Annotated in this window: 16 protein-coding genes; 12 read left to right on the top strand and 4 right to left on the bottom strand. The window is 40.1% G+C overall.

Annotated elements, in window-relative coordinates:
* The first annotated feature begins 223 nt into the window (after positions 1-223).
* From mltG to greA, 4 genes are all read left to right on the top strand, one after another.
* Positions 224-1,357 (top strand): endolytic transglycosylase MltG, encoded by a 1,134-nt coding sequence (gene mltG, locus AC1MGI_RS18785; RefSeq protein WP_480346956.1) that lies wholly within the window; start codon positions 224-226, stop codon positions 1,355-1,357.
* Positions 1,358-1,679: 322 nt separating this feature from the next.
* A complete protein-coding gene (locus AC1MGI_RS18780) occupies positions 1,680-2,327 on the top strand; it encodes an O-methyltransferase (RefSeq protein ID WP_480346954.1) in 648 nt (215 codons plus the stop codon).
* 436 nt (positions 2,328-2,763) lie between these two features.
* Positions 2,764-3,399, top strand: a complete 636-nt coding sequence (gene udk / locus AC1MGI_RS18775; RefSeq protein ID WP_480346952.1) for a uridine kinase — start codon at positions 2,764-2,766, stop codon at positions 3,397-3,399.
* 297 nt (positions 3,400-3,696) lie between these two features.
* Positions 3,697-4,173 (top strand): transcription elongation factor GreA, encoded by a 477-nt coding sequence (gene greA, locus AC1MGI_RS18770; protein WP_480346950.1) that lies wholly within the window; start codon positions 3,697-3,699, stop codon positions 4,171-4,173.
* Between the two features lie 350 nt (positions 4,174-4,523).
* Here the strand turns inward: greA and AC1MGI_RS18765 are convergent, their stop codons facing one another.
* Positions 4,524-5,039, bottom strand: a complete 516-nt coding sequence (locus tag AC1MGI_RS18765; RefSeq protein WP_480346948.1) for a hypothetical protein — start codon at positions 5,037-5,039, stop codon at positions 4,524-4,526.
* Between the two features lie 114 nt (positions 5,040-5,153).
* Between AC1MGI_RS18765 and AC1MGI_RS18760 the strand changes: the two genes are divergently transcribed.
* Together AC1MGI_RS18760 and AC1MGI_RS18755 are read left to right on the top strand one after the other, a co-directional pair.
* A complete protein-coding gene (locus AC1MGI_RS18760) occupies positions 5,154-6,917 on the top strand; it encodes a peptidoglycan D,D-transpeptidase FtsI family protein (RefSeq protein ID WP_480346946.1) in 1,764 nt (587 codons plus the stop codon).
* Positions 6,918-7,010: 93 nt separating this feature from the next.
* Entirely contained in the window at positions 7,011-7,676 is a 666-nt protein-coding gene (locus AC1MGI_RS18755) for a YrrS family protein (protein ID WP_480346944.1), read from the top strand.
* A 399-nt stretch (positions 7,677-8,075) separates the two neighbouring features.
* On the opposite strand, the gene AC1MGI_RS18750 is transcribed toward AC1MGI_RS18755, so the two are convergent.
* Complete coding sequence (locus tag AC1MGI_RS18750) at positions 8,076-8,279, bottom strand: DUF2536 family protein (protein ID WP_480346942.1); 204 nt, start codon at positions 8,277-8,279, stop codon at positions 8,076-8,078.
* A gap of 172 nt (positions 8,280-8,451) precedes the next feature.
* On the opposite strand from AC1MGI_RS18750, the gene AC1MGI_RS18745 reads away from it, so the two are divergent.
* The 4 genes from AC1MGI_RS18745 to AC1MGI_RS18730 all read left to right on the top strand — a co-directional run bounded on the left by AC1MGI_RS18745 (position 8,452) and on the right by AC1MGI_RS18730 (position 12,003).
* Positions 8,452-9,090 carry a class I SAM-dependent DNA methyltransferase gene (locus AC1MGI_RS18745; RefSeq protein ID WP_480346940.1) on the top strand — a complete coding sequence of 213 codons (639 nt, stop codon included), beginning with the start codon at positions 8,452-8,454 and terminating at the stop codon, positions 9,088-9,090.
* Between the two features lie 14 nt (positions 9,091-9,104).
* Complete coding sequence (mtnN, locus tag AC1MGI_RS18740) at positions 9,105-9,806, top strand: 5'-methylthioadenosine/S-adenosylhomocysteine nucleosidase (protein WP_480346938.1); 702 nt, start codon at positions 9,105-9,107, stop codon at positions 9,804-9,806.
* 135 nt (positions 9,807-9,941) lie between these two features.
* The gene (locus AC1MGI_RS18735) at positions 9,942-10,865 is read left to right on the top strand and encodes a PLP-dependent cysteine synthase family protein (protein WP_480346936.1); all 924 of its coding nucleotides are present in this window, start codon (positions 9,942-9,944) and stop codon (positions 10,863-10,865) included.
* 1 nt (position 10,866) lies between these two features.
* On the top strand, positions 10,867-12,003 hold the full coding sequence (locus tag AC1MGI_RS18730) for a bifunctional cystathionine gamma-lyase/homocysteine desulfhydrase (protein ID WP_480346935.1): 1,137 nt from the start codon (positions 10,867-10,869) through the stop codon (positions 12,001-12,003).
* Positions 12,004-12,456: 453 nt separating this feature from the next.
* On the opposite strand, the gene AC1MGI_RS18725 is transcribed toward AC1MGI_RS18730, so the two are convergent.
* Entirely contained in the window at positions 12,457-12,633 is a 177-nt protein-coding gene (locus AC1MGI_RS18725; protein ID WP_480346933.1) for a hypothetical protein, read from the bottom strand.
* Positions 12,634-12,852: 219 nt separating this feature from the next.
* On the opposite strand from AC1MGI_RS18725, the gene sigK reads away from it, so the two are divergent.
* Positions 12,853-13,569 carry an RNA polymerase sporulation sigma factor SigK gene (gene sigK / locus AC1MGI_RS18720; protein ID WP_062177784.1) on the top strand — a complete coding sequence of 239 codons (717 nt, stop codon included), beginning with the start codon at positions 12,853-12,855 and terminating at the stop codon, positions 13,567-13,569.
* Between the two features lie 253 nt (positions 13,570-13,822).
* Here the strand turns inward: sigK and AC1MGI_RS18715 are convergent, their stop codons facing one another.
* On the bottom strand, positions 13,823-14,164 hold the full coding sequence (locus AC1MGI_RS18715) for a hypothetical protein (protein ID WP_480346931.1): 342 nt from the start codon (positions 14,162-14,164) through the stop codon (positions 13,823-13,825).
* 217 nt (positions 14,165-14,381) lie between these two features.
* Here AC1MGI_RS18715 and AC1MGI_RS18710 point away from each other — a divergent pair, with 217 nt between their 5' ends.
* Positions 14,382-16,190: a M3 family oligoendopeptidase gene (locus AC1MGI_RS18710; RefSeq protein ID WP_480346929.1), complete on the top strand. Its 1,809-nt coding sequence runs from the start codon at positions 14,382-14,384 to the stop codon at positions 16,188-16,190.
* Positions 16,191-16,205: the final 15 nt, after the last annotated feature.

Raw genomic sequence — 16,205 nt, 5'->3', positions numbered from 1 at the left:
AATTCAGCTCCGCATCGCCACCATTGTGATTAGGCGAGTATAGCGGTGCTACAGGATGAATCCTTCATGGTAAATGGTGGCGCTTTAACGCCATATATAATATTTTACAATATAATTCTGTATTTATTAGCGAATTTTAGTATAATAAGTCGGAGTGTAGCGTTACAGACAGAGAAAGACTGCAAATACCGTTATAAGCAGTTTGCTTAGAGGGGGAACATAAATGGATCAGAAGAATAAAACAAAGATACAGTATATTCGAGAGAGAATGCTCGAGCAGCAAGGTGAGGCGAGAATCGTGAGAAAAATTATTATAATTGTTATGTTGGTTATTGTGGTAGTAGCAGCTTGTATTGGCATCGGTGGCTATTTGTATGTGCAATCTGCCCTAAAACCTGCTGACCCAGATAATCAAAAGATACAAGAGGTAGAAGTTCCGATTGGTTCTTCTGTTGGTAACATATCGACAATTCTTGCAGAACAAGGAATTATCAAGAACGCAAAAATATTTAAATATTATATTAAATTTAAAAACGAATCTGGTTTTCAGGCTGGAAACTATAAGCTCGCGCCTTCCATGACTTTACCAGAAATCATAAAAAGTTTGAAAACGGGTAAAGTGGTGATGGATGCGCAATTGAAAATAACGATTCCAGAAGGCAAGCAGCTTGTACAAATTGCCAATATCATTGCTGAAAAAATTGACGAGAATCCTGACGACGTATTCAAACAGATGAATAATAAAGCTTTTATTAATAAAATGCGAGCAAAATATCCAGATTTGCTAACGGATGAAATTTACGGCAAAAATGTACGATACCCGCTCGAAGGGTACTTATTCCCAGCTACTTACGATTTCTATGAAGAAAAGCCGAGTCTTGAGAGTATTGTCACAGAAATGTTGAAAAAGACGGAAGAAGTTCTTGCCCAATACAAAGATGAGTTGGATGAGAAGCATTTTACAAATCATACGATGTTAACTCTTGCGTCCTTAATCGAGGAAGAAGCGACAGCAAAGGTTGATCGTGATATGATTTCTTCTGTTTTCTTTAACAGAATGAAAATTGATATGCCTCTACAGACAGACCCAACTGTCTTATATGCAAAAGGTCAGCATCAAGACAAGGTCCTTTACAAAGATTTAGAAGTAAACTCCCCTTATAATACGTATAAAAATAAGGGCTTAACACCTGGACCAATCGCCAATGCGGGGACAGTGTCGATTGAAGCTGCTTTAAATCCGGCAACATCCGATTATTTGTATTTCTTGGCAACGAGCACAGGAGAAGTAGTTTTTGCAAAGACTTTGGATCAACATAATCAAAATAAAGCCAAATATATTACAAATAAAAAATAATGACACATCAATTGGGAGAGATATATTCACATTCTCCCTCTTTTTGTGGTAAAATAGTCAAAGTGCAATTTTAGGCAAGAGAAATTTTGTTCATAAACGTACGGACTCGGCTAAGTGCCGGGTTTTTCTTGAGAAATAAGAAGTATAAGTTTCTAGAGGTGTTTTGCTGTTTCAGGCAAATAGTAAACTCCCTCTATTTTAGCTAATTGAGCATGGTGCTTGTGTTTTTCTATAGTGCTAAACTCTTTAATGAATGTAAGTGGTAGCGCATGACATCTTCTTTCGTAACAAGGTGTTTGCGCTTTTCGTAGGAGGAAAAAACATGAGCATAGATGAATATCTTCAATCGCTAATCCCAGAGCGGAATGGTTTGATAGCGGAGATGGAAGAGTATGCAAGGTTACATAATGTGCCGATTATGGAGCCGGAAGGTATGGAAACATTGCTGCAAATCTTAAGGCTAAAAAACCCGCAAGCCATTTTGGAAGTGGGTGCAGCAATTGGATATTCGGCGCTGCGAATGGCTGAAGTGTTCCCAAATGTGAAAATTGTCACAATTGAACGTGATGAAGAACGAATTGGTGTGGCTAAAGAGAACATTAGTAAAGCTTGTGCACAAGATCGGGTGATTCTAATCGAAGGCGATGCACTTGAAGTGACAGAATCGATTAAAGAATATGGTACTTTCGATGCGGTTTTTATTGATGCGGCAAAAGGGCAGTACAGAAAATTCTTCGAGCTATATGAGCCTTTCTTGAATGATTCAGGCATTATTGTGACAGACAATGTGTTGTTTAAAGGTTTAGTGGCAGTGCCGGAAGAAGAAATTGAGCCAAGGCGCATTCGCAGCTTAGTACGGAAAATCAAAGAGTATAACGTTTGGCTCCACAATCACCCTGATTACGATACAGTCATTTTGCCAATTGGTGATGGTGTCGCTATTAGTAAGCATAGGGGTCAACGAAAATAAAGAAATCAGAACTTCTTGTCATACCGACAAGTATAAGACGACATATTCAAGTTTAGTTTGGATAACTGACTCTTTGACAATAAATAAGAATGGCTCGGTGAACTCGGGATAATATACGGACCTTAATAGGAAAATAGGAAGTATTCAAAACGTATAAGCAGCGATTGTTCGGGAAACATAGCGAAAAGACGAGCTTTCTTCAGTTCGCCGGGTTAGTTCTCAGATGATAAAGCATATACAGGAACGGAAATGATGAATAGCCTTATTCTTTTGAACAGGAGGGCTAAGGGGGGCGCACCTTAGAATTTCCCACAACCGTGTGAGGCGGTAAAGAAATGAACGTAGGTGCTAGCAATCATCTTCTAAAAAGTTGTCCGAAGAAATGAGGATGAGCCTGATTTGCCAACAACATGATGCGAGAGGGGAACTAACGGACATGGAAAAGAAACCAGTTGTAATCGGAGTAGCCGGCGGCTCAGGATCAGGAAAAACGAGCGTAACACGCGCGATTTATGAAAGCTTCAAAGGACATTCCATCTTAATGCTAGAACAAGATTATTATTATAAGGATCAAACGAATCTCCCTCTTGAAGAACGGTTAAAAACGAATTATGACCATCCGCTTGCATTTGATAATGATTTGCTAATTGAGCATATACACAAGCTTTTGGGGTATGAATCGATCGAGAAGCCAGTATATGATTACAGTATTCATACTCGCTCTGAAGAAATCATCCATGTTGAGCCAAAAGATGTGATTATTTTGGAAGGCATTCTGATTCTTGAAGATGAGCGCTTACGAAATTTAATGGATATGAAGCTATTTGTGGATACGGATGCTGATTTACGAATTCTTCGCAGAATGTCCCGTGACATCAAAGAGCGAGGCCGTTCATTGGATTCAGTGATGGATCAATATATTAATGTGGTCCGTCCGATGCATAATCAATTTATTGAGCCAACAAAGCGATATGCGGATATTATCATTCCTGAAGGTGGCCATAATTATGTCGCAATCGATTTAATGGTAACAAAAATACAAACAATCCTTGAACAAAAGTCATTTTTGTAATAACATGACATAGATAAAGATAAGAAACAATTATTTCTTACACGGTTTAGACTTTTTCTAAATTAGATAGGAACCAAAGTCTAAACATTTATACACTGGCAAAATTAGATGGAAAATAAAATACGTACAAAGCGCGCCCTTTTTATAAAAGGACGCGCGCTTATGTATTTGTTGCTTGTTTTTATATTTTATTTTCGCCAGCCAAGCGTTACAGCTAGAAAAGTGTAGATCACTAGATACTACATAAACGGTCACCGTGCTTTTTGCATCGTGAAGAATTTTGAAGGAGTGAAGGTTTTGGCAGTTGAAAAAGTATTTCCAATGACAAAAGAAGGTAAAGAGAAATTAGAGCAAGAACTTGAATATTTAAAAGCGGTAAAGCGTAAAGAAGTGGTCGAAAGAATTAAAATCGCCCGTAGTTTCGGTGACCTTTCTGAGAACTCTGAGTACGATTCTGCAAAAGAAGAACAAGCATTTGTTGAAGGGAAAATTACCACGCTTGAAAATATGATTCGCAATGCGAAAATCATCGTTGAAGATGGCACAAATTCAGATACCGTTGGTTTAGGTAAAACGGTAACATTCGTTGAACTTCCAGATGGTGATGAAGAAACGTATTCGATCGTAGGAAGTGCCGAAGCAGATCCGTTTGAAGGGAAAATCTCAAATGATTCGCCGATCGCCAAAAGCTTAATTGGTAAAAAACTTGGTGAAACCGTAACCGTTAACACACCAGGTGGCGACATATCTGTGAAAATCATTAGCGTTAAATAATTGCATAACTGCTTTAAAAAGGGTCAGACCTCGTACACTATACAGTAGCGGGGTTTGACCCTTTTTGCTTGGAATTTGCGAAATCGGATCCGTTAACTACAGGTGGATATATGCGTCACTTCCCGGATAAATCCACCAATTTAAAATCCCCCAGTCCAATATATGGCCTGGGGGAATACAGAAGGAGAAGGATATAAAACTAAGATCCATTGCAATAGGTGGTGATTGGTTAACGGTAAAGATGGAACGGGGAATAGGTCATTGGTTTAGCCATTTTCCACGTGACATATGCCACCACAAATTAAGAGGCTCCTTCTGTACCTTGAAGTGGAGTCTCACGACTTCAAGGCTTAAAAATATTTATCGCTATCAAAATCAAGTTCTATTTGATAGTTTTTCGCATTGATTAGATTCGAAAGTCGGTTTGCTTGTCTCTCAGTTTCAATGCCCTTTAGGCGGTAAACTTCCGGATCGAATGTTGCAACTCTGACTAAAGTGATGGCTTCACTATAGGAATGAATCATCTCTTCTTTAACAGAGGTGCCGTATTGTTTGTATTTACGCGCCTGTGCCCGTAGCTGGGTGGCGAGCTCTATCGCTTCTACAATCGTTAAAGATTGTTCTCCGAAGGAAACTTCATTTTCATAGTTCGCTTTGTACATGAGCTTATCAAGTAAGCGAAAATCACTGCGAACCTCTTTAAGCTCTTGTTCCACCGCAGCGAGATTACGTACCTGATTGGGTATCTCTGACCCTTTTTCAATTTCGACAAATGCAAGTAGGTCCATTTCTGTTTCTAATTCCTGAATGCGCTTTGATAGGACACTTTTCAGCTTAACCGCATCGGCCAATATCAATTTTCTCATTCATTTGCCTCCTGTGAAATCTTCTATGACTACTGTATCATGAATTCGTGAATAAATGCATGTATAATTGTTTGAAAAATGGAGACCTCGTCCAAAATAGGGATGAGGTGTTAGATGATGAAAATACGACGAATAAAATGGCTTGGCGCATTCATTATCGTGTTGTTACTCGTTTTGATAGGAAGATTAGTCGACATTCAGTTGTGGAACACTGAGTCGTTTTCGAAACATCAGGTGAACTTAATCGAAGCAAGTGTGAAGCAGAGATCACAAGTATTAACTGTTGACGATGGACGTGGCAAGTTTTATGACCGTGATGGAGAGCCTTTAACCCATGAAGAGAAACAAGTGCTTGTCTTATTTCCATTTTTAAAAAAGATGGAGTGGCCTGCAGATCAAGTTGCATCCATTATCGGGATTCGAGAAGGTCAGTTACGAGCGGAAATTATGAACGGAAAGAAACCATTTGCTTTTGGCGGTAAGCAGCCACTTGAATTAAGCGAGTATCAGTCGAAAGCGATTAATAACTTAAAAATACCAGGTGTATTCGCTGTGAAACAGAAATTCAATTCTGCAAGCATGCAAGCTAGTCAATTGCTTGGTTCGACGGTGGTGTACTCTTCATTGCCAAAAGAAAGATACCCGGACCTTGAGCTTTTGCCTGACACAAGAGTGGGCGACAAAGGGTTACAGCGAACGTTTGATGAGTTTCTCTTATCGAGCGGCGAGTCAAAGCTTGTGTTTCATGTAGATGCGAATGGGGGGCCAATGTTTGGAGTTGACGTGAAATATGTGGAACCTGCCAATCCGCTTTACCCTGTAAAAGTCATCACAACACTAGATAAAGAAATTCAAGCAACCGCAGAGAAAATCGTGGATGAATTTCAAATTAAAAAAGGCGGGCTTATTTTACTCGATATTGAGAAAAGTGAAATTTTAGCAAGTGTTTCTCGTCCTGTTTTAGATATGCAACAACCGAATGGAGAAGGAGCCATCAACAATATGTTCACCCAACATGTACCTGGTTCTGTCTTTAAGACGGTCGTAGCGGCTGCGGCGATTGATTATGAAACAGCACCACCAACTCGAATGTTTGACTGTAATCAAACGATTGATGGCAAGGAAGAAAAACAAAGACCGCTCGGAATGTTGAACTTTCAGAACAGCTTTGCGCAGAGCTGTAACCGGGCATTTGCACAAGTGTCTCAAGAAATAGCCCAAAAAGATGCGAACTTCTTTGAAACATATGCCGACAAACTTGCGATCACAAAGTATTCGGGCTGGCAAGGTGATTTATATCATTCAGCTTTTAAACAACTGTATGGCGAGCAAGCAGGAACCATCTGGAAGGATCAGAATGAACTGAAGAACGATCCGAAGATGGTCGCCAAAACAGCGATCGGCCAATTAAATGTTCAAGTGACTCCACTTGCTGTCGCCAACATGATGGCGACGATTGCCCGTGGCGGCGAAAAACAAATGGTGAAGGCGGTACAAAAGGTCGAATTCAATAACGGGACATCTGCGATTGATTTCCCCAAAAAAGAAATGGATCAAAATAAAATCTCTCCATATACAGCAATGAAGCTTCAAGAATTATTAAGAGGCGTCGTGAATGAGCCAAAGGGTACCGGTACTTTATTGAAAGATTTGCCTTATACCGTTGCTGGAAAATCAGGAACAGCGCAGACAAAAATAAAGGAAGGCAAGCTGAATAAATGGTTTGCAGGCTACTTTCCCTATGAAAATCCGAAATATGCGTTAGTAGCGGTTAATTTGGATACAACGGAAAATACGAGTGGAATGGCAGCTGTTTTTGCGGAAATGGTAAAAGGGATCTATGCGGTCAATCATGAAGATGGTTCGAAAGAAGGGTAACCGCTAAATTAAGGATTGGGAAAGTATTCCCTTCAAACTGATATGGGAACGTGTTAAAATAGACCTTGTATTGAATAATGAGGGGGAAGTACATTGAAAAAAAATTCTGGACCTTTTCATACGGGTGCACGTTCATCAACCAAAGACAAACAGAGAAAAACAAATCGTATATATAATATTTCCATAACTGTTGTAATCGCGTTAATCCTAATTGTCGGAGCATCGATCCTATTTAGTAAAGACGAAACGAAACAAGCATCAACGACGGTTAAAGAAGATACACCGAAGCAAACGGAGAAAAGTGATGCTAAGACTAGCAAAGCGGAGGATGAGGATCAGGATATTACGTCTGAAACTGATGATTCGAATGCCGAAAGTCAAGACGAGACAGATGGAGAACAGGGAATTGATGAGAATGGTCAAGATGATTCAACAGTCATTTTGGAATCTGAAGATGAAAATGACGAGAATACCGAAACGAGTGACTCACCGGATTCAGTGGAAACTACGCAACCTTCCAATGCTGAAGTAACAAATTTCGATAAAGGATCTACTAACTGGGCAAAAATGGAAAGTGCTGTTGCACAAGGAGCTGGTATCTCTACAGATAATATGACAGTCTTGTGGCTGGGAAATGGCGGAGCGCCTGGTAAAGCCGTTGGAACCGTTTCGGCGAAGGATACAAAGCAAGTTTACAGCGTCAACATCGAGTGGGTGGAAGGCTCGGGCTGGAAACCAGTGAAAGTGGAAAAAAAGTGATTTAACAAAAAACAAAGGGAATGTCTACAATTGGGTCTGACCTCGTACACTACAGTAGTAATGTGTTATAAACACTTACTTTACTTGTAGTTGCGAGGGCAGACCCTTTTTTAAAAAAATAGAACTTATTAAAGTTTATCCCGCATTAACGGGCAGTAAAACCCCCACCTCAAGGCTTAGAGAAATCGAAGAAGCGTAGGTGGGGGATAAACTGCCCGTAAAAGCCCGATTGGTGAGATACAGTGAAACTTACCGATGCGTGAGCAGAGGTTTAGTTGAACCAATCGGGTTCGTACTGTCGATTGATCGAAGCGAAAGCGAGGATCTTAGCGACAGTAGAACGGGACTAACAATCAGTGTGGGATGAAGAAAACCCCCACTGATTGAAGTTTCACTTTATTATTTTTTCATCTTAAAATGCACGACAGCACTGTAAAATCGATGTCCTTCTTCCACATGCATTTGGTGGGAAACGGACTGTACTTCAAGGAGAATGGCTTTGTTTATCTCGATTTGTGTTTGGATTTGCTTTTCGAGGTTTTTAATGGTGTCCGCTTCAAAGAACTCCACTTTGTCTTGGATTAAATCTAGCTGAAAATTCATGGTCATGCCTCCATTTACTTAGGGTATAGGGCTATTTTATCACGTTTAAAGACTAATTCGCAGGGAAATCTAATACTTGAAGGAAAGGAGAAGATGTGGTAGATTGAGAACAGTTTCAAAATAAAAACATAGTATGTTCATAGGAATAATTAAATATAAAAAGGTGATAAAAATGGGAAGAGAATTTATCGAGCTTTTTGAAGAATGGTCGAAATCCTATGATGATACTGTAGATGGTCATGATGTAGAATACCGCGAAGTGTTTCTGAACTATGAGCGGATTTTAGATAGTGTAGTAAGCAGAGCCCATGGTCACACAATCGAATTCGGGATCGGAACGGGTAATTTGACAGAAAGATTGTTGAATGCAGGCTTAACAGTGACAGCTGTGGAGCCCTCACCTGCGATGAGAGAGAAGGCCAAGGAGAAATTACAAGCTCGCACGGAAATAGTAGATGGGGATTTTTTTGAATTTCCTAAGCCCGAACAAGTGGATTCAATCGTTAGTACCTATGCGTTCCACCATTTAAATGATGACGAGAAGGCGAAAGCTATTGCAATCTATAGCCAATTATTAAAAACTGGTGGTAAAATAGTGTTTGCGGATACGATGTATCTGACAAATGTTCATCACAAACAGGCCATACTTGATGCAAAATCGTCTGGGTATCATAATTTAGCAAACGATCTATCCACTGAATACTATACAACGATCCCGTTTTTAGAAGAGATATTAAAAGAAAATGGCTTTACTGTATCATTCGATAAGTGCAACTCGTTTGTCTGGATTATGGAGGCTGAAAAATTATAGAAAGAGGTACAGGAATGAAAGTAGCAATTATCGGAGCAATGGAAGAAGAAGTAACGATTCTAAGAGAGAAAATAGAGAACCTTGAACAAATGACGATTGCCGGTTGTGAATTTAATACGGGCACATTAAACGGCGTTGAAGTCATTTTACTAAAATCAGGAATTGGCAAAGTAAATGCAGCCATGTCAACAACTATATTATTAGAAAAATTCAAGCCGGATGCGGTTATTAATACAGGTTCTGCAGGCGGATATGAACCATCATTAAATGTCGGGGACGTGGTGATTTCAACTGAAGTACGCCATCATGACGTGGATGTAACGATTTTTGGCTATGAATATGGTCAGGTTCCGCAATTGCCAGCAGCGTTCATCCCAAATGAAAAGCTGTTTGCTATTGCCGAAATGGCTGCCAAAGAAATCACCGATATCCAAGTCAAAAGCGGATTAATCGTAACGGGTGACTCATTCATGAACGATCCAGTTCGTGTTGACTTTGTTCGCACAAAGTTCACGAACCTCTATGCAGTAGAAATGGAAGCAGCAGCAATCGCTCAGGTCGCTCACCAATTTGGTACTCCATTTGTAATCATCCGTTCCCTTTCTGATATTGCTGGAAAAGAATCGAACCTTTCATTCGATCAATTCCTAGAAACGGCGGCACTAAACTCAAGCCAGTTGATTATGAAAATGATTGATCGTTTGAAAGTGAGTTAAGTAAAAAAACTAAGTTAGATTCGTGGAGATTTGTTGGACGAAAGAATGGTCATGAACAACTCTTTCGTTCAACGCACTCTTCACATTCTGAAATACTCCTAAAAACATAAGAGAAAATAGGAGGGGGAGAAAATAATGAATGTCTACCATGGGATTCATGAATTAATCGGTCATACACCGATGATGGAAATTACCCAATTTTCTTTACCAGAAGGTGTCCGAATTTTTGCGAAACTTGAGTTTTTTAATCCAGGTGGAAGTGTAAAGGATCGTCTTGGTCGCGAATTACTTGATGCCGCCACAAAGAGCGGCGAATTAGTTGCAGGTGGTACATTGATTGAACCAACGGCGGGAAATACGGGGATTGGACTGGCATTAGCCGCAATCAACAAAGGCATTGACGTCATCTTTTGTGTGCCGGAAAAGTTCAGTGCAGAGAAACAGGAATTGATGCGTGCCCTAGGAGCTAAGGTTGTGAATACGCCTACTAAAGAAGGGATGCTTGGAGCGATCAAGAAAGCGCAAGAGCTGCTAAAAGAGATTCCGAATTCCTATTGTCCACAGCAATTTGCCAATTCGTCCAATCCAGCTGCTTACTATAAAACACTAGGCCCAGAAATATGGGAACAGCTGGATGGAAATGCGGACATCTTCGTTGCAGGGGCAGGAACAGGCGGAACCTTCATGGGAACGGCTCGTTATTTAAAGGAACAAAATCCGCATGTTAAGACAGTAATTGTTGAACCGGAAGGCTCGATCTTGAATGGCGGTGAATCTGGTCCGCATAAAACGGAAGGAATTGGCATGGAGTTTTTGCCGCCTTATATGGATGAAAGCTATTTTCATGAAATTTACACAGTACGTGATGAAGACGCTTTCGGTTTGGTGAAAGAACTAGCCTATAAAGAAGGTCTGCTTGTCGGCAGTTCATCTGGCTCCGCTTTTTTTGCAGCATTGCAGGAAGCGAAAAAGGCAGTCCCAGGAACAAATATTGTCGTTGTTTTTCCGGATTCAAGTGAGCGGTACTTAAGTAAACACATTTACCAAGGGGGAGAGTAAGATGAAAAAAAAGACACAGTTAATTCACGGCGGCATTTTTGGAGATGAACAGACAGGTGCTGTTTCTGTTCCCATCTATCAAGTGAGCACATATAAACAAGATGGTCCGGGAAATCATCGCGGGTATGAATACTCACGCACAGGGAATCCGACGCGCCATGCTCTAGAAGAATTAATTAGTGACCTAGAGGAAGGAAAACGAGGATTTGCATTCGGTTCAGGGATGGCGGCAATGACCGCGGTTATGATGTTGTTTAAGCAAGGTGATCACGTGTTAATTACGGATGATGTGTATGGTGGCAGCTACCGTGTCATCACGAAGGTATTAAATCGTTTTGGTTTAGAGGCAACTTTCATCAATACAAGTGATCTAGATTCCATTGAAGAAAATATCAAAGAGAACACAAAAGCTTTATTCATAGAAACGCCAACAAACCCTACTTTGAAAATTACCGATATTGCAGGGGCTGCAAACATCGCGAAGAAACATGGCTTGCTTACGATTGTAGACAATACCTTTAGCACGCCGTATTGGCAAAATCCGATTACACTTGGAGCAGATATTGTGCTTCATAGTGCGACGAAGTATATTGGTGGTCATAGTGACGTTGTAGCCGGTCTTGCCGTTGTGAATGATGAGAAGCTTGGTGAGGAACTTCACTTTGTGCAAAACTCAACAGGAGGCGTCCTAGGGCCACAGGATTCATGGTTATTAATTCGCGGCATCAAAACACTTGGACTTCGCATGGAAGAAACGGAAAGGAACACGAAACAAATCACAAACTTCCTGCTTGAACATGAAGCGGTATCGAAAGTGTATTACCCAGGTATTGAAAGCCATCCAAATCATGAAATTGCCAAGAAGCAAGCACGTGGCTTTGGCGGTATGGTGTCCTTTGATGTCGGTAGTGCCGAAAAAGCGGCAGATGTACTAAGTAAAGTGAAATATTTTACCCTTGCTGAAAGTCTTGGTGCTGTGGAAAGCTTGATTTCCATACCTGCCCTTATGACACATGCCTCCATCCCTGCTGATCGACGTGCTGAATTAAGGATTACAGATGGACTGATTCGCATCTCTGTCGGAATTGAAGATGCTTGCGATTTAATTGATGATTTAAAACAAGCCCTGCAAGACTAAACAGAACCTAGTACGTATTGCTAGGAGCATACTACTATGTAAAATCAGGATTTACCTGTATCTTTGGGACCCAAATCAGGGCAAGAAAGATCTCGGGCAAGCAAAGATTTAAATGATTGTAAAATTCATTCACAATTTTGCCACCATTTAGATGAAATTTGTTCATAATCTACACCGTTCTGGTTAAGGGAAACGTGGTACCTTTTAAAGTAGGCAAATAAAAGGAGTGTATGCCATGTTTTCGATTGTAATGGTGCTCGTTGTCATCACTGTTATTGGCATTGTGATTGCAACAGAAGTAACAGTGGACTCAGATTAAAATTCTTGCAGGGTCTGGTCTCACACTAATCCCCTTTTATTGTGTTATTTACATATCACACAAACGATAGATAGTAGAGTAAGATCTGACCCTTTCGTTAAAGAAAAGGAGCAAATGCATTTGCTCCTTTTTCATTAACAGACAATAGGACCACAACTAACAAACCACCAGAATCCAAAAATTAAGAGAAGAATCAAAAGTACGATGAAAAACGCATACGCTGGGCCACAACTTCCGCGCACCATATCAGGTCCAAATGCTGGATAAGGTTGGTATGGTCCATAACCGCCACCTGGATATCCATAACCCATGAAATCACCTCCAATTAGGATAGAAATTCCCCCTATACTGTATGCTTCGTGAAGACGAGGTGTATGGGATATTGCCCATTATCACCGAATTTAGAAACCTGTGAGACGCATCACAAAATGCGTAATGAAAGTGAAATTAAGTTGTACAGACACAAAGACGTCCCTTCTCGCATAAGCATTAGATATAGGCGAATGACGAGAAACTCTGGGGGTGTGAGAATGCCGGATATTTTAACTGCATTAGGTTATATGGTTAAAGAGTTTTATTTGCTCGTATCATACGTAAAGAACAATGCTTTTCCTCAGCCGTTATCAGCGGGGGATGAGCGCAAATACTTACAGCTAATGGCCGAGGGAGATGCTGAGGCACGCAATATGTTGATTGAGCATAACTTACGGCTCGTCGCCCATATTGTCAAGAAATTTGAAAATACGGGCGAAGATACGGAAGATCTTATTTCCATCGGCACGATTGGATTAATCAAAGCAATCGAGAGTTATTCGGATGGAAAAGGAACGAAGCTTGCGACCTATGCAGCACGTTGTATTGAGAATGAAATACTCATGCATTTACGAGCTACTAAGAAAACAAAAAAAGATGTATCGCTTCATGATCCAATCGGCCAAGATAAAGAAGGAAACGAAATTAGTTTAATTGATGTATTAAAATCTGAGTCTGAAGATGTCATCGACACGATTCAGTTGAATATGGAAATTGAAAAGGTGAAAAAATATATTGATATTTTAGATGAACGTGAAAAAGAAGTGATTGTCGGTCGATTTGGGTTGGACTTAAAAAAGGAAAAAACTCAGCGGGAAATTGCCAAAGAACTGAATATATCAAGAAGCTATGTGTCACGAATCGAAAAGCGTGCATTAATGAAAATGTTTCATGAGTTTTACCGAGCTGAAAAAGAGAAACGACGCGGTGGATAAGTGAAAATAAGCTGTAGCTACCTAATCAGATGCTTGTTGGTATTTAGAACATTTGATGGATTGCATAAAAAATAAACAGAGCGTAAAGCAAATGCTTCACGCTCTGTAGCTCGTTCATTTGGTTTTAAACATTTCAACGATGGCATGGTAAATTTCAGTACCTTGATAAAGAAATAACCTAGATGCTGTCAATGAAAATAAAGCGATCATAATGAAACGAAATACCATTTCGTCCACTCCCCTATTTTTTATTTTATCTAATAAAAAATATAGGAGTTAAGATGAGGTAATTCGATCTGTAAAAGACGGGACCTTGTAGGACATAACGTCTGATGAGCTTAATAAAGGATAAGCTATAGAGAAATAGCGTGAGTACGACTAGAACAACTACAGCAAAACCCATTAAGCTGAAATCAGGTATAAACTGCATGGCTTCAATCTGAAGTTCGGCAGCTACTGTGGGATCTTCTTCAACCATTTTGAAATGCTTATGTAGGTTAGGTCCTGTGAGTCCGCCGTGGATTTTGCTAACCGCAGAATGTTGAATGCTTCCGAGTAAAAATAAGGCGAGTATGAGAACGGATAACCTTTTCACTGTAACTCGCCCCCTTTTCTTTTGAATTATTTCTATCTTACCATGATTTTTCATGAATGTCAGAAAGAAAAATAGACATTTTCCTTAAATAGCTTTCAGTGAATATTGGCGTTTTTTACTAAAGTATGTCATGTAGTAGCGGAATACCACCTTTAAGTTAGAATAATTCTGAAAAGTTCTTTATAATAGAAGTATCAAAAAGAAGGAGGCAGGATCTATGGCATATCCGTTAACTTGGGATTTAGATGTGTTTTTTAAAGGTGGAAGCGCTTCACAGGAATTCACCGCTTTTTTAGATCAATTACGAGTGGATGTAGGCGAATTTGATAGGTTAGTAAGTAGCTGGAAGGTGAAATCTGTAGAGCAGGATCAGCATTTGCTTGAAACTGCTATGGAGTTATTTGGACAATCGGGTAAAAAAATGCGCCAAGCAGGAGCGTTTGTAAGCTGCTTAGAGGCACAAGATGTTAAAGACCAGAAAGCGAGTGAATTACGCGGTCAAATAACGAAGCAAAGCGCCATCTTCCAAAATGCATTAACGAAGTTTGATCAGAAACTTGTCACTCTGGATGAGGAGTTTTTCCAAAACCTACTAAAAAAAGAACCGTTAAAAGAATTAAAATACATATTGAATGAACGTCGTGAGCGTGCGATGGAGAAGCTTTCTGTAGAAGAGGAATCATTAATTCATGCATTGGCAGTGGATGGATATCATGGCTGGAGCCAACTGTATGATACGGTTGTCAGTACGATTCACATCCCATTTGAGGAAAATGGGGAAGTGAAGCAATTATCTGTAGGGCAAGCGGCTAATAAATTTTCAGATCCTGATCAAGATGTACGCAAGCGGATTTTTACTGCTTGGGAACATGCTTGGAAAGAGCATAGCGATGTATTGGCTAAAGCGTTAAATCATCTAGCTGGGTTTCGCTTAAGTGTGTACGAAAAACGCGGCTGGAAGGACGTACATAAAGAACCACTTGAAATCAATCGGATGTCCAAACAAACATTGGACAGCATGTGGTCTGTGATAGCAGAACATAAAGAGCCACTTGTCCGATTTCTGAAACGAAAAGCAGAACTGCTTGGATTAGAAAAACTAAGCTGGGCTGACTTGGATGCACCGATTACAACGTCTGCAAAAACGAGTGTCATGAGTTATCAGGAAGGTGCTGAATTTATCCTAAAGCATTTTGGAAAGTTTGGCAGTGAGTTAGAGAGCTTTACGAAAAAAGCGTTTGAAGAAGGGTGGATAGAAGCACAAGATCGTCCGAATAAACGCCCAGGTGGATTTTGTACAGGGTTTCCTGTGTCTGGTCAATCCCGGATTTTCATGACGTATTCCGGAACGCCATCTAATGTATCAACTTTAGCGCATGAATTGGGACATGCCTTTCATTCATATGCGCTTAAAGATACACATACATTAAACCGTGCGTATGCGATGAATGTTGCGGAAACGGCTTCTACGTTTGCTGAACTGATTGTCGCGGATGCCTCTGTAAAAGAAGCGAAGTCAGAGAGCGATCGTATTTTACTTTTGGAAGACAAAATTCAACGTACTGTTGCTTTATTAATGAATATTCATGCGCGTTTTCTATTTGAAACACGTTTTTACGAGGAACGAAAACAAGGAATAGTAAGTAGTGCTAAATTGAATGAATTGATGATTGATGCCCAAAAAGAAGCGTATGGAGAGGCATTAGATGAATATCACCCGACATTCTGGGCATCCAAGCTTCATTTCTATATTACTGGTGTACCGTTTTATAATTTCCCCTATACATTCGGATATTTATTCTCGCTCGGTATTTATGCGAAAGCGCAAAAAGAAGGTAAAGAATTTGAAGAGAAGTATATCGCCCTTCTAAAAGATACGGGTTCAATGCGGGTTGAAGATTTGGCAAGCAAACATTTAGGGGTAAACTTGTTAGGACGTGAATTCTGGGAAGAAGCAGTTGGCACTTGTCTGAAAGATATTGAGGAATTTTTTGAGTTGACGGATCCACTGGTGAAACAAGCATAATCAAAGAATTTTAAG

Source organism: Peribacillus sp. BM1, assembly GCF_056679975.1.
The sequence above is the reverse complement of the archived record's forward strand: the minus strand, read 5'-3'. Positions and strand labels throughout refer to the sequence as shown.